The 23,210-nt window shown below is 45.1% G+C and carries 19 protein-coding genes; 6 read left to right on the top strand and 13 right to left on the bottom strand.

The annotated features are described in order from the left end of the window. The first annotated feature begins 48 nt into the window (after positions 1-48). From NL645_RS06285 to NL645_RS06275, 3 genes are all read left to right on the top strand, one after another. Positions 49-1,854, top strand: a complete 1,806-nt coding sequence (locus tag NL645_RS06285) for an ATP-binding protein (RefSeq protein ID WP_253651438.1) — start codon at positions 49-51, stop codon at positions 1,852-1,854. 4 nt (positions 1,855-1,858) lie between these two features. Next, the gene (locus tag NL645_RS06280) at positions 1,859-3,196 is read left to right on the top strand and encodes a sigma-54 dependent transcriptional regulator (protein ID WP_253651437.1); all 1,338 of its coding nucleotides are present in this window, start codon (positions 1,859-1,861) and stop codon (positions 3,194-3,196) included. A gap of 78 nt (positions 3,197-3,274) precedes the next feature. Further along, a complete protein-coding gene (locus tag NL645_RS06275; protein ID WP_041853050.1) occupies positions 3,275-3,457 on the top strand; it encodes a hypothetical protein in 183 nt (60 codons plus the stop codon). A 42-nt stretch (positions 3,458-3,499) separates the two neighbouring features. On the opposite strand, the gene NL645_RS06270 is transcribed toward NL645_RS06275, so the two are convergent. From NL645_RS06270 to NL645_RS06230, 9 genes are all read right to left on the bottom strand, one after another. After that, entirely contained in the window at positions 3,500-4,861 is a 1,362-nt protein-coding gene (locus NL645_RS06270; protein WP_005390510.1) for a TRAP transporter large permease, read from the bottom strand. 3 nt (positions 4,862-4,864) lie between these two features. Beyond that, positions 4,865-5,539 (bottom strand): TRAP transporter small permease, encoded by a 675-nt coding sequence (locus NL645_RS06265; RefSeq protein WP_005390505.1) that lies wholly within the window; start codon positions 5,537-5,539, stop codon positions 4,865-4,867. A 70-nt stretch (positions 5,540-5,609) separates the two neighbouring features. Further along, positions 5,610-6,608 carry a TRAP transporter substrate-binding protein gene (locus NL645_RS06260; protein WP_005390503.1) on the bottom strand — a complete coding sequence of 333 codons (999 nt, stop codon included), beginning with the start codon at positions 6,606-6,608 and terminating at the stop codon, positions 5,610-5,612. Between the two features lie 212 nt (positions 6,609-6,820). Continuing rightward, entirely contained in the window at positions 6,821-8,290 is a 1,470-nt protein-coding gene (locus NL645_RS06255) for a protein adenylyltransferase SelO (RefSeq protein ID WP_253651436.1), read from the bottom strand. A gap of 176 nt (positions 8,291-8,466) precedes the next feature. Beyond that, positions 8,467-9,279, bottom strand: coding sequence for a hypothetical protein (locus NL645_RS06250; protein WP_005390499.1), 813 nt, complete (start codon positions 9,277-9,279; stop codon positions 8,467-8,469). 174 nt (positions 9,280-9,453) lie between these two features. Next, positions 9,454-12,438, bottom strand: a complete 2,985-nt coding sequence (locus NL645_RS06245; RefSeq protein WP_253651435.1) for a M6 family metalloprotease domain-containing protein — start codon at positions 12,436-12,438, stop codon at positions 9,454-9,456. 356 nt (positions 12,439-12,794) lie between these two features. Continuing rightward, positions 12,795-14,162: a TrkH family potassium uptake protein gene (locus NL645_RS06240; protein WP_069527688.1), complete on the bottom strand. Its 1,368-nt coding sequence runs from the start codon at positions 14,160-14,162 to the stop codon at positions 12,795-12,797. Then, complete coding sequence (locus tag NL645_RS06235; protein WP_006742864.1) at positions 14,159-14,821, bottom strand: TrkA family potassium uptake protein; 663 nt, start codon at positions 14,819-14,821, stop codon at positions 14,159-14,161. Before NL645_RS06235 ends, NL645_RS06240 begins: the two co-directional genes overlap by 4 nt. Positions 14,822-15,074: 253 nt before the next feature. Beyond that, positions 15,075-16,283 carry a DEAD/DEAH box helicase gene (locus NL645_RS06230; RefSeq protein ID WP_170903036.1) on the bottom strand — a complete coding sequence of 403 codons (1,209 nt, stop codon included), beginning with the start codon at positions 16,281-16,283 and terminating at the stop codon, positions 15,075-15,077. 176 nt (positions 16,284-16,459) lie between these two features. Between NL645_RS06230 and NL645_RS06225 the strand changes: the two genes are divergently transcribed. Continuing rightward, positions 16,460-17,764 carry a hemolysin family protein gene (locus NL645_RS06225; RefSeq protein ID WP_164666897.1) on the top strand — a complete coding sequence of 435 codons (1,305 nt, stop codon included), beginning with the start codon at positions 16,460-16,462 and terminating at the stop codon, positions 17,762-17,764. Between the two features lie 9 nt (positions 17,765-17,773). Here the strand turns inward: NL645_RS06225 and NL645_RS06220 are convergent, their stop codons facing one another. The 4 genes from NL645_RS06220 to NL645_RS06205 all read right to left on the bottom strand — a co-directional run bounded on the left by NL645_RS06220 (position 17,774) and on the right by NL645_RS06205 (position 21,480). Beyond that, positions 17,774-18,514 carry a transglycosylase SLT domain-containing protein gene (locus NL645_RS06220; RefSeq protein ID WP_006742867.1) on the bottom strand — a complete coding sequence of 247 codons (741 nt, stop codon included), beginning with the start codon at positions 18,512-18,514 and terminating at the stop codon, positions 17,774-17,776. Between the two features lie 220 nt (positions 18,515-18,734). Next, positions 18,735-19,979, bottom strand: a complete 1,245-nt coding sequence (locus tag NL645_RS06215) for an NAD(P)/FAD-dependent oxidoreductase (protein ID WP_253651434.1) — start codon at positions 19,977-19,979, stop codon at positions 18,735-18,737. 7 nt (positions 19,980-19,986) lie between these two features. Continuing rightward, a complete protein-coding gene (locus NL645_RS06210; protein WP_253651433.1) occupies positions 19,987-21,054 on the bottom strand; it encodes a methyltransferase in 1,068 nt (355 codons plus the stop codon). Positions 21,055-21,081: 27 nt separating this feature from the next. Further along, a complete protein-coding gene (locus tag NL645_RS06205) occupies positions 21,082-21,480 on the bottom strand; it encodes a hypothetical protein (RefSeq protein WP_012842027.1) in 399 nt (132 codons plus the stop codon). A gap of 77 nt (positions 21,481-21,557) precedes the next feature. On the opposite strand from NL645_RS06205, the gene NL645_RS06200 reads away from it, so the two are divergent. Both NL645_RS06200 and NL645_RS06195 read left to right on the top strand, forming a co-directional pair. After that, positions 21,558-22,286 carry a beta-ketoacyl synthase chain length factor gene (locus NL645_RS06200; protein WP_253651432.1) on the top strand — a complete coding sequence of 243 codons (729 nt, stop codon included), beginning with the start codon at positions 21,558-21,560 and terminating at the stop codon, positions 22,284-22,286. Continuing rightward, the gene (locus NL645_RS06195) at positions 22,283-23,050 is read left to right on the top strand and encodes a 1-acyl-sn-glycerol-3-phosphate acyltransferase (RefSeq protein WP_047009495.1); all 768 of its coding nucleotides are present in this window, start codon (positions 22,283-22,285) and stop codon (positions 23,048-23,050) included. The genes NL645_RS06200 and NL645_RS06195 overlap by 4 nt, the downstream gene beginning before the upstream one ends. The last annotated feature ends 160 nt before the right edge of the window (positions 23,051-23,210 follow it).

The raw sequence follows: 23,210 nt of genomic DNA, 5'->3' as shown, positions 1-23,210 counted from the left end.
ATTAACATTTTCTTACGTGACCAAAGGAAAGGTTTAAGGAGTGTAAGGATGTCGCAAAAAAACCGGATTCTGCTGACTTTTTTTGCCTTCTATTTCCTTTGCGCAATCATAGGTGGTCATTGGGTTTGGCAGACTAGTTATCAATCATTACTTGATAAACACCAGTCACAACTTGAGCAATTTTCTAGTCATATTAAAAACAAACTCGACAAATACGCCCATATCCCTAACCTTCTGGCCAAAGATGACCCTCTCCATCAAGCGTTACTGCATCCAAATAACAGTGCCCAACTGGAACTCACCAATCGGTATTTAGAATCCGTTAATGACGTGATTGAAGCGGCAGATACCTATTTAATCGATCAATGGGGTACGACGATCGCGGCCAGCAACTGGCGTAAAGAGCGATCTTTTCTTGGACGAAATTTTGCGTTCCGCCCTTATTTCAAACAAGCAATCGTTGGGGAACGAAGCCAATACTACGCGCTGGGTTCGACTTCGGGTAAGCGTGGCTACTACTATTCTTATCCGATCATATACGCGGGCGGCGTCCTTGGTGTGGTCGTGGTTAAGATGGACTTGAGTAAGATAGAAGACAACTGGCAGCAGCCAAATAGTGTGTTCGTCGCGAGCGATCCGCACGGGATTGTTTTCATGAGCAGCCGAAGTGATTGGCTACTCAAAAGCTTACAACCACTGACTGAGAATGAAAGAAAACAAGTTTGGGCAAGCCGACAATACCTTGATGAGCCAATTGAAACTCTAGGATTGGTGGGCAATGTGGAGGAAACGCATTCTGAGCTAAAACAAGGTTACCCATATAACAAAGGGACCTTGGTGGTCTCTTCGTTGCCCCTACCAGAGCTCAAGCTGACTATCCGTGTACTATCTCCTAAGCAGTCTATCGTCTGGCTCACAATGGGTTACATTTTTGTACTTACTCTTGCATTCACCGTGTTGTTTTTAATTGGCCAGCTCATCTATCACCGTCAACAGCGCCACTTACAACTTGAGAGAATTCATCAAGAGGCCAATCAAAAACTTGAATATCAAGTCATGGCTCGCACCGCAGAATTGCAAGCAGAAATCGCCCAGAGAATTGAAACCGAACAAACTCTTCGCCTAACGCAAGACGAACTCGTTCAAGCTGCGAAACTAGCAGTATTGGGGCAAATGTCAGCCAGTATCAGTCATGAACTGAATAATCCACTTGCGGCCATTCGCAGCTTTGCTGAAAACGGCAAGCTGTTCCTCCAAAAAGAAAAATATGAGCGAGTGGAAGATAATCTAACTCGCATCTCAGCCCTCACTGATCGTATGGCAAACATCAGTCAGCAGCTTCGTTCTTTCGCTAAAAAAACCAGTGGAAACGAGCTGGCTCAATCTCGTTTGTTTCCAGTAATTGCCTCAGTCAAAGAGCTGATGAAACCCGCACTTAAATCTGCACGTGTCACGCTAAAAATGCAGGTACCAGAGCACGATGTTGAAGTTCAGATCAATATCATTCAACTTGAACAAGTGTTGGTTAATCTGCTGACCAATGCGATAGAGGCTCTCAAAGAGCAACAAGACAAACAAGTACAGTTATCCATAGAGCAAGACGAACATGCCGGTTTGGTTTGGATTCATGTAGATGACAATGGTCCAGGGCTTGGAGATTTCTCACTTTCGGACTTATGTGAGCCTTTCCTAACTACCAAACAAAATGGGTTAGGTTTAGGACTCTCTATCTCGCAACAAATCTTAGCCAGTATGAACGGAAGATTATGTGCCCAAAATCGAGAACAAGGCGGAGCTCGATTTTCATTGTGTTTACCTATAGCTCCTAACAACACAGAACAATCAAAAGGATGAGATCATGTGTCAGGTGTTTTTTATTGATGATGAAGCCGATCTTAGACTGGCAATAGAACAAACGTTTGAATTGGCAGATATCGATGCCACATTCTTTCCAGACGCTGAATCTGCCTTACTCGCCATTAAGCAGGGAGCCGAGCCAGGTGTGGTGATTACCGATATTTGCTTACCCGGTATTTCAGGGATGGATTTACTGAATACCCTTGTGCGCAAAGACACCCATCTTCCCGTGATTATGATTACTGGTCATGGCGATATCTCAATGGCGGTTAATGCGTTACACCAAGGAGCGTATGATTTTATCGAAAAGCCATTCCCACCTGAGCACCTAGTTGAAACCGTCAAGCGCGCCATTGAGAAGCGCCAATTAACGGTTGAAAACGAGAAGTTACGCCTGTCTCTCAAGGCAAGTAAAACGCTCGGACCTCGTGTTATCGGAGAAACGTCTAGCATTCAAATGTTACGCGAAACCATTGCTCACATCGCCGATACTGATGCAGATATCTTATTGTTTGGCGAAACTGGTACAGGTAAAGAGTTAATCGCCCGTTCTTTGCATGAGCAAAGCTCTCGACGGAACCAAAACTTTGTCGCAGTAAATTGTGGTGCAGTACCAGAGAATTTGATTGAGAGCGAACTCTACGGGCATGAAAAAGGCGCATTTACTGGCGCAGAAAGCCGCCGTATCGGTAAGTTTGAATTTGCTCAAGGCGGTACACTTTTCTTGGATGAAATCGAGTCAATGCCAATCCAAGCCCAAATCCGTTTACTGAGAGTACTGCAAGAGCGTGTGATTGAGCGTGTCGGCTCGAATGAACTCTTGCCCTTAGATATTAGAGTAATTGCCGCAACCAAAGTCGATTTGAAACGCGCTGCTGAAGAGGGAACCTTTCGCCAAGATCTTTACTATCGACTGAATGTGGTTACCTTAGATCTCCCGCCACTGCGTGAACGGAAAGAAGACATCCCTGCCCTCTTCCATCATTTCCTATTGGTAGCGGCTTCACGTTACGGTAAAAGCTCTCCTAGCTTGTCATCCCACGACCTCGACCAACTGATGAACCATGACTGGCCAGGCAATGTTCGCGAGCTAAGAAATGCAGCAGAGCGTTTCGTGCTATTGGGTAAATTAATTCAGTTAGGAGAATCGACTCCGGTTGCCAAGCCTTCTTCAAGTCTTGCAGAACAAGTAGCAGAGTTCGAGAGAGCTGCCATTGAAGGCGCATTACTGGAAAATAACGGCAGCATTAAACAAACAATGGCGCAACTGAATGTGCCTCGAAAAACTCTGTATGACAAAATGCAACGCTATCAAATAGATAAAGAGCTCTATAAATAAAACGATTCTCAAGGATTGGTATTATATCCAACTTGAATCATAATTTTTAATAATTGATTCATCATGGTTGTTACGGATATGAACGAGAAAGTGAGAATACCGATCATTACAGATACCGTGATGGTAGACGGGCAATATCAAGAAGAGAGACGTTCAGGCGAGGAGCGGCGCAAGAATAAAAAGAAGTGGCGAAGCTACGAGCGGCGAGTCCACCCAGACCCTCGTAGGCCTAGCTACAAACCCATAGACGAAGAGGTGTGAATCATCACACCTCTTTTGTTTTTCTTCAAATATCTGGTGCCATTACTTAGTAATGATTTCTGGCCCCATCAAGGTGGTTGGTAACCAAGTCGACACCCATGGCACGTACGTTACAATAATGAGGAATAGGAACATCACCGCCACCCATGGCAGTGCGGCTTTTACTACATTCATCATCGACATTTTGGCAACACCTGCAGTAACAAACAAGTTAAGCCCAACAGGTGGTGTTATCATACCTATCTCCATATTCACCACCATCATAATACCTAAGTGAATTGGGTCGATCCCCAGTGCTATCGCAATTGGGAACACCAGTGGTGCAACAATGATCAATAAGCCTGATGGCTCCATAAACTGACCACCAATCAACAGCAATACGTTCACCACAATCAAGAAGGTGATTGGTCCTAGACCTGCTGACATCATCGACTCTGTGATCATTTGCGGGATGCGTTCTTCCGTGAGAACGTGCTTCAAAATTAACGCATTGGCAATAATGAAAAGCAGCATGATGGTGAGTTTACCCGCTTCATAAAGCGTGTGTTTGGTGTCTTTATGAACGAAGGTGTGAAAAATTTTGACTAACGCAGGCTTAGTATTTTGCTTATCAGCAAATGGCCCCATATCTTTGTATACAAAGTTGGCAATAAAGAACGAGTACACAGCAGCAACCGCAGCGGCTTCTGTTGGGGTGAAAATACCGCCATAAATACCACCGAGAATAATCACCACCAGCAACAAGCCCCAGCTTGCATCCTTAGCTGCATCAAACGTCTCTTTCCAACCGACAAATGGTTGTTTTGGCAGGTTCTTAATACGGGCAGCAATATAGATCGCTATCATCAGCATGACGCCAGCCAACAAACCCGGTATCACACCACCGAGGAACATACGTCCAACTGATACATCAGTCGCGGCAGCGTAAACTACCATAACGATAGACGGCGGAATCAAAATCCCTAGCGTACCTGCGTTACAAATTACGCCGGCCGCAAACTCTTTTGAGTAACCGTTTTTGATCATACCTGCGATAACGATGCTACCTATGGCAACAACCGTTGCTGGAGATGAACCTGACAGCGCGGCAAACATCATACACGCGACAACCGAAGCCATCGCTAAACCACCACGGAACCAGCCTACAATCGCAATCGCGAAACGAATGATCCGTTTCGCTACACCACCTGTCGACATAAAGCTTGAAGCTAAAATGAAGAATGGAATTGCTAATAGAGTGTAGTGTCCAGCAAATGCATTAAACAACGTTTGAGCAACAGACGCCAAAGACGCATCCGAATGAATCAAAAGGAAAAGAATACTGGAAAGACCCAGAGAAACTGCGATTGGCACGCCGACGAGCATGAAGCCAATCACCATCAAAAATAGAAATAAGATATCCATGGCTTATTGCTCCTTGCTCTTAGAATTGTCTGAGGCCTTTGGAGCCATAAGATCACCGGCATCACTCATCTCTTCTTGAAGCGCCTCTAGCTCTTCTTCTGCTTCATGCCCTGCAATCAGTCGGTCGAGCTTTCCGGTAGCAATTTGCCATGTTGCCTGAGCAAATCTCAGCGTTAGCAACGCCATACCAAGCGGCAAAGCGAAATAAGGAATAAAACGTGGCAGCTTTTCGTAACGCTCTCCCTCGTTTAACCAATCCGCCATAAACTGAAGCATTTCCGGCATTGGAATATCATCCGTTTCATACCACGCTCGGTCTGTGGCGAACGGATACCAGTAGTTCCAAGAGCCAATTAAAAGCAAAATAGAGAAGGCTAAACAGCATATTGCAGCAAATAACGCCAAGGCTTTTCGTTTGCCCTCTGGCACTATATTGATGATCACATCAACACCAATATGAAAGTGTTTTTTCACACCGTAAGAAGCGCCGACCAACACCATCCATGCGAACATAAAGACGGTGAGCTCAAGCGCCCAAAGAATATTGTCGTTAAAGACATAACGAAAGATGACATTGGCAAAGGTTAACAAGGTCATGGCACCTAAGAAGAAAGCAATCAAAGTCTCTTCAATGGCATCGGTGATTCGTCCAGCCTTGGCAAAAAAAGTCTGTTCCATAATTACATCACGTCGTCTGTAGGGGAAAAGAGCCCCCTCTAATCGAGAGGGCTAAGCGTGCTAGGCGTTATTATTTTTGGTTAGAAGCCAAAGCGGCTTCAATTAGGTCAGAACCAATGTCTTTTTCAAACTTCTTCCATACTGGCTGAAGTGCAGTGACCCACTCTTGGCGCTGCTCTGGCGTTAACGTGCGAACCACACCACCAGCTTCGATGATGTTGTTTTTGTTCGCAAGGTTCACCTTGGTCGACTCAGCATTACGCTGCGCTGTCACCTCTTGGATGATTGTGTTTAGCTGCTCGCGCTGATCGTCTGGTAAGTTTTTCCAGAAGTCATTTGACGTCACCACTAGGTAATCCAGAATCCCGTGGTTCGTTTCCGTAATGCCATCTTGAACTTCGAAGAACTTTTTGCCGTAGATGTTTGACCAAGTATTTTCTTGACCATCAATAACCTTAGTTTGCAGGCCACCGTACACTTCTTTGAATGACATTTTTTGCGGGTTTGCGCCTAGCTGTTCAAACTGAGCAACGAGAACGTCAGAAGCTTGAACACGGAACTTAAGCCCTTCAGCGTCGGCTGGAGAAATGAGCGGCTTGTTGGCTGACATTTGCTTCATGCCATTATGCCAAAACGCAATACCTTGTAGACCACGTCGTTTCATTGAGTTTTTCAGCTTTTCACCGGCTTCAGAGTTTTGGAAGCGGTCAACAGCGTCGACATCGTCGAATAAGAAAGGCAGATCGAAAAGGCGGTACTTTTTGGTGAATTTCTCAAACTTAGAAAGAGAAGGGGCAGCGAGTTGAACATCACCATTTAGTAGTGCTTCCAACACCTTATCATCATCGTAAAGCGTTGAGTTCGGAAACACCTGCATACAGACTTTACCGTTCATCTCTTCGTTAACGCGTTTTTCAAGTAACGAAGCCGCAATACCTTTTGGGTGTTTGTCCGCGTTCGTTACATGGCTGAACTTGATGACCGTTTCACCTGGGTCACAATTCGCGGCAGCGTTAAAGCTCGTTACAGCAAGCGCAGAGACAGATAGTAGAGTTAGAGGCTTAAACATTATTATTCTCCTTGTTGAATCACATCCCATCCCGTCCATGAATAACTAGGTATTAGGCGATGGGTACGGATGTTCAACAAAGAGCAATTAATGGACCATGTTAAAATTCATATGTATTTCAATAAATTAACAAAGCCCATTAACATGAACACAGAGTATAACGAGTGAATTCCACCCAAGAAAAAGATTCAAATGGGTGGGAAATGACCCATTTATGAAGAACAGCTTATCTCCATTTTCTTCCCCCATTCTGGTGGCAATTTCGCGTAATCATCAAACTCGGGTTGCTCATCAAATGGGCGCTTTAACAGTTCGGCCAATCGGTGTAATTCGCTAAAGTCCCCTTCTTCCGCTTTATCAATCGCCAACTGAGCCAAGTAGTTACGCAAGATGTATTTGGGATTGGCTTGACGCATCTGTTCGCAACGCTGTTCGGCTGAAATCAGGCCCCCTAGTTCATCAACCTCTAGCTCACATCGAGCTAAGTACAGATCAAGCCAAGCTCGCGCAGCTTCTCGGTCGAGAAACAAGTCGATTACGGATTGAGAAGAATCAGTATCAAGATTTGAAAGCGTTCTAAAGAAGCGAGTGTAATCCGTGTTATTTTGGTGAAGGAGCTCAAACATTGCTTCAAATAAACGCCCATCTTCCGCGATCTGGGTTTTTAAACCCAACTTCTCACGCATTAGGCGGCTGAACTGCTGACTCAACCGGACTTCAAATTGGCTCAACGACGCTTCTAAATCTTCTCGCTCAACGAGTGGCGATAGCGCATGCGCGAGTGCTGATAGGTTCCAAAGCGCAATTCTTGGCTGTTGGTCAAATGCATAACGGCCTTGGTAGTCGGAATGATTACAAATATATCCCGGCTCATAATCATCAAGAAAACCAAACGGGCCGTAATCAAACGTTTGACCAAGGATCGACATGTTATCGGTGTTCATTACCCCATGAGCAAACCCATACGCTTGCCAATAAGCAATCATGTCCGCTGTTTTCTGAACAATTTCACCAAACATTGCAGCGTATGGCTTCTCTGCCGATGCACAATCAGCAAAATGCCACTCGATCACTTTGTCCGCCAGCAACTTTTGCTCTGCCAATTGATTGGTATAGAAAAAATGCTCGAAATGGCCAAAACGCGCGTGGGTCTCCGCCATACGAATCAACATTGCGCCGAATTCTGTTTTCTCGCGATAAACCGGCGTGTCACTGACCATCATGCCAAGAGCACGAGTCGTCGGGATCCCAAGCCCCGCCATGGCTTCACTACATAGATACTCACGAATGGTTGAGCGCAACACCGCCCTGCCGTCCCCCATTCGCGAGTAGGGGGTTAGCCCCGCGCCTTTGAGGTGAAGATCAAACCAAGTGCCATCTTGATGCTCAATTTCCGCCAACAGCAATCCACGTCCATCGCCCAAGTCTGGGTTGTAAACGCCAAACTGATGTCCTGCGTATTTCATCGCCAGAGGGCGAAACGGTTCGAATTCGCTTTGCCCAGAAAAAACCGCCAATAGCTCATCGCTTTGCTTTGCTGGTAAACCAAACTGCTGCGCAAACTCACCATTCCAAGCGACCCAACGAGTATTATCCAAGGGTTGCGGCTCGACCAAAGTATAGAAAGCTGACGGTAATTGACTAAAGCGATGGGTGAAACTGACCCGTTGCCAAATGGACATGTGGGGTTCCTTAATAAAAAGAAGTACTGCTGTCAGTATACGTGTGAACGTCACTGTCATTCAGCCATGAAATGGGCATGGGTATTTTGCGTGAATAAAGCGAAGGCGATAGGAAGGTGTTAACCCGCTGCATACCACCTCACAAACGGAAGTGGTATGTAAAAGCGATCAAATGATTAAGCGGAAAACTCTTCACCCGTTTTTGGTGGCTCTGATGGTGTATCAAAACGAGCGCGTTCAATGTCCACGACCGTTTTATAGCTCAACGATAACAAAGCCAACTGGTACGCACCGAAAATACCATAGGCAACACCCACAAGACTCAGCATGAAGAGGTTAGTAAAGTGGCTAAAGATAAGCTGACTGAGCAATCCCGCGCCCAATGGAATTAAGCCCATCAAAATGAATACTTGTTTGTTGTATGGTCTGCTTTGGTTCCACGAACGACGCAAGCTGCGCGGCTGATGATCCATTGCGGTCGCAGGCAATACAAATGACCAGCGCGCCATAACCCAATAGCCTGGAATGCTTGCAACCGTTGTGATAAACGCCATGGCGACAAAATCGGGTTCACCGCTTTCTGCAATATAGAGAAACGACAACACAAAGATGGGAATACCAATGACGAGCATCATCATCAACCCAAATAATATCCACCAGCCAATGAAACGGAATTCTCTGGCTGACAAGCGAAATACATCCAACGCTGAGTGCATGTAATCGCCAACCAAATAAATTCGGTGTACACGCACAGCCGCCATCGCGGCAACAAGTGGGTATAAAATGATTGTGACGAAATAAAATCCCGCGATGTTTCCTTCTTGAGCGTTCGCTTGATCTTGCCCCGTCATTTCAGGATACATAAACACAAAAATTGAGTGCACGATGATCAATGGAATACAAGCAATGACAATTGCGAGTAGGTTCCTTCTGACCATCACTGCTGCTTCTCGGCATATTGCCGAAACAGAAAAGTCCTCGGTTGACATACAACATCCTTAATTTATGAAAATCTGCCCATAGGGTAACCGCTGAATAGAAAAATCGCTTTAAAAATAATGAGAAACACATCTCATAAGATAATGAGAAGTATTAGGAAGTAAAACAGGCACAAAAAATAAGCCACTCAATGTGAGTGGCTTATACCGTAATTCGATATCGTTTTAGACGCGGCGTCGCCAGCCCAATGCAACGAGTAACATCAGAGCCCAATAAGAAACACTGCCGCTACCTTCAGAGTTCTTGAATGTCGTTGTTTTCAAGGAAGCGACAACCGTCACAGTCACTTCTCCCATTGCGGTAGCACCGTTGCCATCTGAAACCGTGTATTGCAGCTTGATGTTATCAACCGCACTATCCGGAGCTTGAAAACGAATTTTGCCATTTTCTACACTCGCACTTCCCACGCCCGTTAGGTTCTGTACGCTTTCTACAACCAGTTTATCGCCATTCACATCCGAATCATTGCCAGCAGCATCAATCACAATGCTTTCACCAACGGCAACGGTCGCCGTATCTGCTAGCGTGACTGGCGCTGCGTTTTGCATGGTTAAATTGACGGTAGCACTGGAGGTTTCATTACTTGGATCAGTAACGGTTAGACGGAATGTCAGAACCTCACCCGCTTTTATACCTTGAGGCACTGTAAAGCTTGCCGTAGCACTGGTCGAATTTCCGATAGAAACTGAAGTACCAGCCAATTGCTCCCATCGGTAGTTCAACACATCGCCATCCGCATCTGTGCTGTTTGCCGCCGACAATGTTACTTTCTGCCCAGCAGTAATCTTTTGGCTATCCACATCGATGAGCGCTTTTGGTGCTTCATTACTACCAAGTACTTCGACCTGCACGCTCACAACCGAAGACGAATACACGCCGTCCGTAGACAGCAAACGATATTGGAAACTGTCCAAACCAACGAAGTTAGCTTCAGGTTGGTATTGGTTGCCAGAAATGGTGCCGTGCTCAGGCTTCTGCACAATGTCCACATTGAACTGATATCCTAAGGCCATGAAATCATTGTCCATCAAGTTCAGATCGATTGGCGTATTCTTATCGGTTTGCAGTGAGTCCGCTTTCGCTTCAACAATGTTGTTCGCCTCCACATTCAAGAGTGCTGCAAACGGAACATAAGAGAACCCGGCTTGCTCTAAACCAAACGTACCTATCTCATTGTAATTACCAGTCCACATTACAGGCAGGGATGATTTTTCAGTTTTTAGTAAGCGGCCAAAGTCAAAGTTCGATTCAAATTCACCGCCTTCTAATTCCACTACTAACAGGTGCTGACCCGCACTTAATTGGCTCGGTTGAGGGAATAAAATTCGGGATGGCTTTTGGAAGCTACCTTGCTGTAAAAGTTCAGCATTGTTCTGATCCAATATTAATCGGTAGCCCACGTTACCTGAGAATGGGAATCGCCATACTCGATAAGTCATGTCACTTTGAGCGCTATTGCTTTGCGCGTAAAGTTGAAGACCATCAAGCTTTGTCTCAGCATTCAAATCCAATGATACCGCCAGGGTGTTACTGCCACTTGCGTACACATAACCTTGGTGAAGAGAGTTCAACCATGCCGATTTATTTGGCTCGTTTATATGCTCAAGAGAAAAACTGCCGCCGTTGGTATTGCTGGCAATGTTGGAAATACGAACCCCAGTATCAAACCCGGCGATCGCTCTCAGACCCGGGGTCGATGTATCTGAAATGACATTGCCACCATTAGGATACAAATCGCCGGCATCACTGCTTCCATCATGTTCTAACTCATTCAGACCGTCGGCCTGCATGATTTGAACCTGCATCGCGCCAACATCGTTAAAGCGATTCTGGACATTAACCGACGTCGCTAGTATGCCTTCTGCCGCCAATGCTCGGTCGTAACCGCTAAAGGTACGGTTTTCCAAATAAACGCGTGGGCCAAACTCTTTCAAGTATGGGTCGAGATACACCAGTTTGACATCGTCGTTGTTCACGGAAATAGGCATCGGGCTTTCATGAGTGATCGTTGGTACTACGAAACCAGCGGCGTGTTTACTCCAGGCGCTCATGTTCACTGGCGTGTCTCCTGCGTATGAGTCTCCCGGTTTCTGTGCCCATGAACCACCACCCATCACGCCCCAAGAACCGATCGAGGCATCACTGTTCCTTGCGTACAAATCCGGCAAGCCAAGCATTAAGTGGCCAAGCTCATGTACGATTACGCCTAACGTCGCTTGATGATCAACTTGGTAGTCAGCAAACACACAATAATCGGCAATTTTTTTGCCATCTAGTGTCACATCGTCGTGAGAGAATTTATGAGGCCAAATAGAAGGACGATCAAGGAATCCGGTTGAACGGTCGCCACCCGCAAAAATAAACATAACTGAGAGTTCTGACGGTTCTACGGTACCATTTTGATTGCTGTCGTAAGCCGAAAGATTAAAGTACGGATCCAGTTTTTGATACGCTTCGGTGAAGACCGCATTCAACTTGGCAGTGCAAGTCTTGTCAGTTGAGCTAGAGTAGCAATTTGGATGGCTTTGCGCCACGGTCACATTGATCACACCATCATTCGCGGTACCATAACTCTCAATCGCAGGGACAACTTTGAATTTCCCTTGAGAGTTTTTATCAAAATAATCGACAACGCTTTGGCCATCGGTATTAAACACACGTTGTTCGAAGTCATGCACCATTGCTTGGTCATCAAAGGAGACTTGCACAACCAACAGTGGTTGTTGCTTCACCGATGAGCTACTCATCGCCTGATAACCTTGCGCCGAACGCAATAGATTTTGGCGCGCCATCGGTTCAATGGTTTTTAGAGAAGATAACTGCGGCTTAACTTGTAGATCCGGGCGAAACTTCGCCGATTCAGGCGCATCACTAAATTGAGTTTTAGCAACACCCGTCGAGCGTAACGTTGGGATGTCTGACTCGCGCTGAATCTGTGCAAAAAACCAAATGCCATCTTCATGAACCAAGGCATTACCTTGTTTATCTTCAAACCAGTGGAAATCGGCAGTGCCGCGTAAAATTGCCTCACTAGAGGTACCATCGCTCAACGCAATAGTATGCCAAACTGGTGATGGCGGAGTAGTTGCCATGCTCTTACCTGCAAGAAGCGCAGTTAGCATAGTCAAGGCGAGTGTGTTGAACTTCAAAGTACGGCTCCATCTTTTCGATTCGTTTAATACCAAGCACAGCCAGTACACAGTAACCCATAAACATAGAATGAGGTTAAGTGGCTAACGACTAAGGCTGGTATCAATTCGCTCAGATAACACAATATTATTTAGCATCACGTTACAAAAGCGTCGGATGCCCAAATACTTTTGTAAGTGTGGCTTCCGAGGGTATAAATTGAGTGAATGAATAGTATCGAAACAAAAGGAAGAAGAAATAAACTTCTGCGACTTTGTAGATAAAATTGGGCAACGTCCCACATATTTTATAAATGTACGAGCACTGCTATTAATCAGTGCTCGTTATGGTCGGTGGGGTGCAGATAAACACTACTTTACCCTGTAAGAACGGCGTCTTCTGGGTATTTGATTAAGGTAGGTTCAGGGCGGGCCAACATGTAGGCAAGCGTGAGTGGCCCGATACGACCAATGATCATCACCACGATCATAATGTACTTGCCAGGTTCAGAAAGCTCTGCCGTCAAACCAGCGGTAAGCCCTACCGTCGCAAATGCGGAAATGGTTTCAAACATGACCTTATCAAAGCTTGCCTTCTCTGTGAGCATCAATAAAAACATCGCGCTTGTCAGAATGGCGCCGCTCACAACGATAATGGCAAGTGACTTAGTCACGGTTTGCCAGTTTACGGTTCGTTTAAACATAACCACGTGCTTCTTTTGGCGCAAAAAGGTCCATGTAGCCATGAACGCAACGGCAAATGTGGAAACCTTAATACCGCCCCCCGTTGAGGTGGACCCAGCACCAATCAACATCAGAACAATCATGATCAATAACGCTGGCTGGGTAAACTGCGCCAAGTCGACACTGTTGAATCCGGCCGTCCGAGCACTAGCGGATTGGAAGAATGCCGCCAACCATTGACCCGCCACAGGTAACGATTCCATTGTATTTGGATTACTCCGCTCGAGTAACCAAAACATCACCGTTCCAACGAGGAGCAATATCGGTGTCGCGATAAGCATGATTTTGGTATGAAGATGCAAAAAGTGGAAACCTTTACGCCAGTTCAGCCAGATGTCTCCGACAACAGTAAAACCAAGCCCACCAAAAATGAATAACCCGGCCAGGGTAAAGATGACCAGCGGGTCATTCACAAAGCTCATCATACTGTCTGAAAACAGAGCAAACCCTGCGTTGTTAAACGCAGAAATCGCATGAAATAACGCGTAAAACATGCCAGTTTGCCAGCCCATTTCAGGAACCCAACGAACGGAAAGGAAAATAAACCCAATAGATTCTGCGACAAGCGCAAAAATCACAATCCGCTTCACCAGTCGGTTTAAGTTGACCTGTCGAGCTTGCCCTAGCGCTTCTTTCGCTAACGCTTGCTGGCGTAAGCTTAAACGCACACCAAACATATAGAGTAAAACCGCCGACAACGTCATCTGCCCCAATCCACCGATTTGCATTAAAAACATCAGCAAGATCTTCCCGGCTAACGTAAAGTGCTGCCCGGTATCGACAACACCAAGCCCTGTCACACTGATGGCGGATGTTGCGGTAAACAAAGCGTCCGTTATCGAAAGGCCTGTAACAGAAAAAACTGGCAAGGTTAACAGCACGGCAGAAGGCAGCAACACACCGAGAAAACTCAGCAATATAATCCGCGGCTCGTTACCCTTGGCTTTTTCTCGTTTACCATCTGGCGCGTAAAAAACGCCTTTTTGATGAAACTGCGTCATAGTGATTTTAATTTATTTGCCAGCGCATCTTGCGGGCCAACCACAATAATGAGATCGCCAATTTCTAGCTTGGTATTAAGGTCTGGCGCCTTGGTAATTTCTGGGCCCCGTTTAAACCCGAGTACTTGCACACCGTCGACTTTGCACAGTGCGAGGTCACTTAATGTCTTACCCATCCAACGAGATCCAATCACAAACTCCGTCATGGCTAAGCCACTACCTAAAGGGTGGAACTCAAGAACCCGTTTATCGAGCATTTTACGCGCGACACGTATCCCCATGTCACGTTCAGGCATGATAATGTGGTCCGCACCAATCTTTTGCAGGACACGCGCTTGAAATCGATCGTTGGCTTTAACCCATACTGACTTCACTCCCGCTTCTTTGGCGATCAGTGTGGCGAGAATACTGGCGTTAACGTCCGCTCCGATAGCAATCATCACCATGTCGTAATCATCAAGCTTAAGCTCAGCAACCGTCTCTTCGTGAGTACAATTAGCCACAATTGCCTGACTAACAAAACTGGCAGCTTCTTTGACTCTGTCTTCGTTGATATCAACCGCTAAAACTTGAGCTCCTGAATCTTGTAGCTCTTTACACACTGCCAAACCAAATCGGCCAAGACCAATAACGGCGAATTGCTTATCACCTGTTTTCATTTATGCCTCATCTTATGCATTCACTAGCAAGCAAAAAAGTCTGCGCCCATTCCTAACCTTGTGCAAACCTGAGGACAGAGAATTGACAAAAGCTTTACGAAAGCTGACTCACTTTGAGTGTTAAGCGTATGACATAAATTAACTTTTTTCCTCATTACGGCATAAAAGCCAACACTGTCAACCCATGAGTGAAACTCCCTAAAACGCAAAAAGCCGCAACAATGCGGCTTTTGGATCGTAGAGATAAAATAGGCTATTTTGATTCGCGCTTATCGTGCGGTTTACGCTTGTTCTTAGGTACGTAATTTAAAATAGAAATCGGCACTGGCTTTCTTGGTGCAAAGCCGTCAATTTCCACTCGCTCTAGCAAGTGCCCTAAACGGCTCTCGATCATACAAAGGTTTTTAAAATCATCTTTTGAGACTAATGAGATCGCTTCACCTTGTGCGCCAGCACGACCAGTACGACCAATACGGTGTACATATTCATCTGCTGGATACGGTAAGTCGTAGTTAATAACAACGGGCAAGTTATCGATATCAATACCGCGCGCTGCAACACCAGTTGCGACTAGGTACTGGATTTCACCGGCTTTGAACTTTTCTATTAATTCTTGGCGAACGCGCTGATTACGGCCGCTGTGAAACGCTTCAGCCACAATGCCGCGCTTTTCAAGTTGGCTAACAAGCTTGGCAGCACCGTGTTTGGTTTCAATAAATACCAGTACTTGTGACCAGTCGTTTTCTTTGAGCATGTGACTTAACAGCGACGACTTCATGTCCTTATCGACGGTGGTGATCCACTGCTTGATGTTCGACTTAGATGCACTGTGTTTTGTAATCGTGATCTCTTCAGGATCAATAATCGCGTTCTTCGCCAAATCACGAACAGGGTTAGATAGCGTTGCCGAGAACAGCAGACTTTGAACATGTTCTGGCATGCAATCAACGATCTTATCGATCGCATCGATGAATCCCATGTCCAACATTTTGTCCGCTTCATCAAGCACTAGCATTTCCACTTCATCAAAGTGAATAGCGCGTTGACCGTACAGGTCAATCAAACGTCCCGGCGTACTTACCACAATATCGACACCCTCGATCAAGGCTTGTTTTTGTGGCGCATAATCCACACCACCAAACATCGCCATTGAGCGCAGCGGTAAGTTTTTACCATAAGCTTCAATGCTTTGATGAACCTGAAGCGCAAGCTCGCGTGTGGGCGTAAGAATAATAGCGCGAGCGCGTTTTTTACGTTGCGTTTCGCCTTGACTAAGCTTTTCTAAGATTGGTAGAACAAAACTGGCCGTTTTACCTGTCCCCGTTTGTGCTGCAGCAATTAAGTTGCTACCACGCAGTACGATTGGAATGGCTTTTTGTTGGATAGAGGTCGGTTTTTCATAACCTAGCGCTTTTACTGCATCAGTAATCGATGCGCTTAAACCAAGCTTAGAAAATGGCATAGAAACGTCTCAACAGAGGAAATGGGCGCGTAGTGTATCAGAATCCCAGTGAAGTAACAGAAGGATTCATGCGCGTAGAGCCCGATAATAGAGCGCTGCATGATTTACTCGCAACATCACATTTCTTGCGCGTGAATCTAGTTATGCTGCTAACGTGTACATTACTGGGAAACGTTATGGACGTATTACTGCTGGTTGGATTAATCGCACTCAATGGCGCGTTTGCTATGTCAGAGATCGCTCTAGTCGCAGCCAAAAGCGGAAGGCTAAAATTAATTGCAGAACACAACGCCTCTGCCGCTTTAGCGCTCGAACTTAAAAACAATCCGACTCAGTTTCTTTCCACGATCCAAATAGGCATTACCGTCATCGGGCTATTAAGTGGTATTTTTGGTGAAGCAACGCTTTCAGTACCATTCGAAAATTGGTTAGTAACCCAAGGGCTAGAAAGAGAGATAGCCACGGTACTTTCAACGACGAGCGTCGTGCTCATGATCACCTACTTCGCGATTGTGGTGGGAGAACTCGTTCCCAAGCGCTTTGCACAAAACAACGCAGAAACCATCGCTATTATCGTAGCTTATCCGATCCACTGGCTCGCCAAGCTCACCACTCCTTTTGTCTTCTTATTGACGTTTTCAACCGATACTTTTCTCCGATTATTGCGCCAAAACGACAGCAACGGTGAGATTGTTACCGAGGAGGATATTTTTGCTATTGTTAGCGAAGGCTCTGAGTCCGGTGCGATTGAGCCACAAGAGCAATTGATGATTCGCAACTTACTCCACCTTAACGATCGTTTAGCATTATCGTTAATGACACCACGGTGCGATATCCATTACCTAGATGCCAACCAACCTATTGATGTCATCCTTACTGACCTTCGCCAAACCCAACACTCCGTATGGCCAGTCTGTAAGGGTAGTTTGGACAATATTATTGGTACCATTTCATCCAAAGTCCTGCTCGATGAATATGACGAATTGTCTATCAGTAAACTGGCTAAACAGCTCAAGCGTCCGCGTTTTGTACCCGAGTCAATGAAAGGGTTACCTCTCCTTAACTACATGCAACAAACCAGTGCGGAAATGGTCTTTATTGTCGATGAGTATGGTGATGTACAAGGCCTAGTAACCCTTTACGACTTGTTAAAGTCAATTGCTGGAGAACTGGGCATGGCTCCACAGCAAGTGTGGGCCAAGCAACAAAAAGATGGCAGCTGGTTGATGGACGCGTTGATCCCGCTCAATGAGCTCAAGAATAAACTCGAACTGAGCAGCATAGAAGGCGAAGAGCGAGAAGGCTTTCAAACATTAAATGGGCTTTTGACATGGCTTTATGGTCGAGTCCCAAATGTTGGGGAGCACATTCACTACCAAGGTTGGCGATTTGACATACTCCTCGTTAAAAAACATCGCATTATGCAAGTCAGAGTCACCAAAGACACCGATACACCAACTAACAATAGCGAAGTGGAATAAAGCACGGTCCTATCCCATCAAATTGGGCTGTAAACCTTTTTCTAGTTTTTTCCTCACTTTATAGGAAACATCATTAAGCGTGATTTTTCCTGTATTGTGACGATCGATACCCGCATTTTGTCGGTATGCAATCGAGCCTTGCTTGAACAAAACGAAAGAAGACGGTTTGCCAATCGCAGCAGGATAGAGAATTGCCATATACGCATCTTCCAGACTATTGATTTTATGGCGATATGGCCAGTAATAGGCTTTTACATAGTCAAGTTGCTCGACCGCGCTCATCCTCGCAAGAGTTTTCGTACTCACTCCTAATGACTCAGCGGTAGAGGGCATAAATTGAATTAACCCTGTCGCCCCACTTCCTGAACCATTTTTGATGCTTGGACTGAAGGTTTCAGCGGTTTCAAATGCCATGCAGGCCATCAGATGATTAGGGTTGATCTCCAGCTCTTCACTAATACGAATGACTTTGCATTTGAACTCTGGAGAAACTTTGCCTCCCCACGCCACCGCGTTCTCGGGATCAACAACCGAAGAGACAGTTGGCGCGTCGTGTTCTTTGACAATTCGAGAAAGTAAAGGAAGTGTTTGGCGCAGTCGATGGTTCGAACTCACCAAGCGAATTGATTTGGCAAGAAACTTATCTTTTTTTTGGTGCAGTTTTTGGAACTTTACTAATTTATACAGTTGCTTATAAACCGTTTTCACAACGAAGCCGGATTTAGGGAACACTCCCAAAATGTAATCCATTTCCTACACGTTTAATATAAATATCAGCAACAATGAGTATGTATGTGATCATAATCACTATAAATTTTCTCAAATTCGATACACCTCGAAACAAGTGGTCAAGATGTCTCCAGTAAGCTCGAAGTACAAATAAAAAGGTGTTGCCGAGAATAAAAAAGGTCTTACCAATTTCTCGGTAAGACCTAGGTTTACGCATTCTCAGCTAAGAGAATTTATACTCTTACAGTTCCGCTTCTCGAACCAGCTCAGCGAGCGTCGACAAACGTTGTTCGCTTTGTTTTACGTAAGGGTTGTTTGTATCCCAAGCGTACCCAGCCAAAATCGCGCTAATCATCTGCTTAATACGTGGATTCGGGTTTTGATAGAAGATCACATCTTGCAATGTGCCGCTGTACCACCCCTCTACATAAGTGCGAAATGTATTCACACCCACCATCAAGCGTTCCGAATACTCTTCTTGCCAGTCAACCACTTCACCATTTAATTGACGAGCTACGCAATCGGCCGCAAATTCCGCCGATTTCATGGCGATAGTGACACCCGATGAAAACACAGGATCAAGAAACTCGCCGGCATTACCAAGCAGTGCGTAGTTTTCTGTCGCTAAGCGTTTGACGTTCGCTGAATAGCCACCCAACTCTCCTGCTGGATTTGGGTACTTCGCGTTTCGCAACAAAGAAGCCAACCCCGGCTCTTCATTCGCCAACTGCTGCAAAGCTGCAAGCTTATCCTCTGGGTATCGCTCAAAAAACTCAGGCTCACCCACCACACCAAACGAACATGTACCATTCGAGAATGGAATTAGCCAGTACCACACATCGTGATTTTCAGGATGCACGGAAATCAGAATTTTATTACGATCGTACTCTGGCTCTTGTGGAGAGATACGATCTTCAATGTGAGTAAATATCGCTTTTCTTGGAGGAAGACAAGAAGGCTCTTCAAGATCCAACAAGCGTGGCAAAACACGGCCAAAACCACTCGCATCCAAAACAAAGTCTGCTTCGATTTGATAGGCCTGTTTATCCGGACCAACAACTTCTAAGCGCGATTTTTTGCCTTCAAACACCAAGCTAACTAGCTCATGTTGATAACGAATATCGACGCCCTGCTCTGCGGCACTGTCGGCGAGCACTTTATCAAAACTGGCACGTTGCACCTGAAACGTCGTACCCGGCCCTGGGGTATATTTGTCCGTAAAATCGAACTGGGTGTAAACACCATTGCGACGAAATGCAGCGCCATCTTTATATTGGAAGCCAAACTGCTTTACCGCATTGGTCATTCCGGCTTGCTCGACAACCTCCATACATGCAGGAAGCAGGCTTTCTCCGATAGAGAAACGTGGAAAGGTGGCTTTTTCTATGACAACGACATCTATGCCACGCGATTTTAATAACGCAGAAACGGTGGAGCCAGATGGGCCCGCTCCTACGACGACAACTTGCTTGAGCTCTGTTTTCATTCTGAATTTAGTTTGCTTGTAGTTTTAATAAGGTGTGACCAAGGCCAATGTTGTCGGTTCTTTCGGCGACCGATAAACCTGCCGCTTCGACAATTTCTAAGAAATCATCACTGCGATAAAAACGACTATTGCCGTTGGCTAAACAGGTAAAGTAGAGAGAGGTTGCATTAAGACTATAGGAAGCACCCGCGTATTTTTGGGCATCCCAAAATAGCTCCAATACGTAAATAGTATCTCCCTTCGTTAACTGGGCTTTGACTTTTTTAAGGATATTTAGGATCTCAATTGGTGAAAAGCAATCCAAGAACTGGCTCATCCACCATACGTCAGCATGCTCAGGCAATGTTTGTGCTTTATCAAGCATGTTGGCAGGGTATGGACGTACACGTTCGGCGAACTTGTTTTCTGAGACATTTGACATCGCCACTTCTAATTGCTGCGGCAAATCGACAATAGTAACTTCAACATCAGGATCATGCTTACAACACTGAATAGCCCATTTCCCGGTATTTCCGCCAATATCCACTAGGTGCTTTGGCTTGCTTGCAAACACTTCTTTAAGCAGTAATGGAAACGAGCGATCCGAATAGAAGTGATCGAACTTAAACCAACTCTGTTTGGCTTGGTCTGGCAGCGTCGACAGACCTTGATAAATCGTCTCCCAATTGCCCAACTCTTTCAAACCTGAAGGCTTACCTTCTTGAATCGCTTCCGTCAGATGCATCATCGCGGCGTAACAGACATCAGCCGTAAAATCCATGTTTGCGTTCGTCATACCATCGTGAAGAAGGTAAAAACCAAGGTTCGCAAGCGAATAGTTAGGTCTTTCCCATAAAACAATATGTGCGCTAATCGCCATATCCAACAATACTTTGACACCATATTCTGACACGCCCGTTTTCTCGGCAATGTCCGTGGCACTCATGCCTTGTGAACCGGCGCTGTCTAGCGCGGCTAAAATACCTAAATCTCGGAGCGTTCTGGCGGTCTGGAACACGATTGGTGCAAAAGATAACTTCTGAGCTTCTGTTTTTGCTTCAAAAGCATTAAAAGGGTCATTATTTTGATTTAACACGGAAAAACCTAACTGCAATTAATATTTTTATTGTTTAGACTGAGAGCCTAACAATGCAATAGCTCGTTGAATATCAACATTCAAGTTGTTTATCCAACGATTGTAATTGCGATGGATTTTGCCATTGCTGGCTTTTAGATTTACTGAGTTGAGATAAATAATTGAGTAATATTTGTTGTTATATGGAATTTTTACTTCTGCAAAGTGTTTACGAACGTGAATTTTTGCAATAAGAACACCTGGGCTTACTTCTTCAATCGTCCAACCTCGGTTGGTTGCCGATTGCACAATAGCCATTTTTACTTGTTTATTTTGAAGATCATAAGCAACTGGAGTATCCTCCACATTCATTACAGGTTGTACTCGTCCACAACCGACAAGAAGCAAAGTTAATAATAACGAGACATACAGCTTAAAACGCGACATGATAATTTCCTTTTTTATTATGACTTTGGGCAAAACCCAATTTGTATCGAGCTGTAAAATAAACAATTTAACCCAATATGCCAAACTCGAAGATCAACATTTCGTTCAATATTGATGCGTGGACAGCGAATTCATTCGGTTTATCCGAATCCAATGAATGGAAACAATGGGCAACAGAGATAACATGGCCAGAAGATGGCAAAATCAATGTTGCAGATATTCCTGCGATGATGCGCAGAAGAATGAGTCCACTTAGCAAACTGGCAGTGCAAACGGCAATCGAATTGCTTAATCAACATCAGGTTGATTACCTCGTATTTTCGAGTCGTCATGGCGAATTGCATCGCAGTGTTGCATTAGTTAAAGATATTATTAACGGAGAAGAAGCGTCTCCGATGGCTTTTTCTCAGTCCGTACATAATACCGCCGCAGGGCTTGCCACTATTGCAACCAAACAGCCCATCCCCCTAACTTCGATCGCTGCGGCAGAAAACACATTCCAAAGTGCAATATTAGAAGCATGGCTGTTTTTGTCCGACAATCCTGATAAAAAAGTGCTGCTTGTTGACTTTGATGAGCCTATGCCTGACTCTTATTTAGAATATGAAAACCAACAATACCAAGGGTTTGGACTCGGTTTGATACTTTCTCATGGAGATGGCTTCACGGTGCAAAGCGGCATCAGTGCAAAATGCTCAAACCACCCGTTGCCACAAGGCTTAGCGTTTTTGCAACACTACTTGTCAGATAAAAATCAGTGGACTATTCACGCTCCGCAACAAATTTGGGAATGGCACAAGCAATGAGTCGCTTAAATCAGTATTGGCGTGTGCTAGCAACCGGCTTTTGTTTTTCAGTATTTGGGTTAGGTGGTTTAACACTGAGCTTCATTGTTATTCCGACCATTCGTATTTTCGTTTCGGATCAAACCGAACGTGAATATAAAGTTCAAGGTGCCATTCGATATTCATTCAACACCTTTTGTAAATTGATGAAGTTAAGTGGAGCAATCGATTACGAAATTATTGGTGCCGATATTCTTCAACAAGATCGTAATTGTTTAATTGTTGCCAACCATCCGAGTTTAATCGATTACGTTCTCATTGCTTCACAATTAAATCGCTGCGACTGTTTAGTAAAATCGGCAATATGGTCGAATCCTTTTATGAAGCACATCGTAAAAGCAGCCGGATATATTCCCAATGAAGCGCCGGATGATTTATTAGCACTTTGTGATGAACGATTTAACAAAGGCAACGTGTTGCTTATATTTCCTGAAGGGACAAGAACAACACCTGGTGTAGAACCAAAATTACAACGCGGCGCAGCACAAATTGCGGTAAGAACAGAACGAGATTTAAGAGTTGTCCATATTACGGTAACGCCAAGTTTCCTCACAAAAGAGAAAAAATGGTATCAAGTACCGGCAACAAAGCCTTTTTTCAGGGTTGAAGTTAAGGATAAAGTTGAGATTGACCCTTTTATAAAGCAAACTACGTCGCCGACAATAGCGGCGCGACGCTTACAACAGCACCTAGCTGAAAACATTTTTCCAGAAAACTTTTATTAATAAGCAGGTCCCAGTGGAACAGTTACACAACGACATTAAGCCCGAATTCAACTGCGAAGTGCGACACTCGCTAATATCAAGCAGCCAATGCCATTTCTTTAAATACAATTGCTGGCTGCTTGAAGTCTAAACATTTTCTCGGTCGATAATTTATCCGCAA

The sequence above is a fragment of the Vibrio sp. Y51_MX_L26 genome (assembly GCF_024181935.1).
GTDB lineage: Bacteria > Pseudomonadota > Gammaproteobacteria > Enterobacterales > Vibrionaceae > Vibrio > Vibrio diabolicus.
This window is presented reverse-complemented; position numbering and strand designations above follow the sequence as displayed.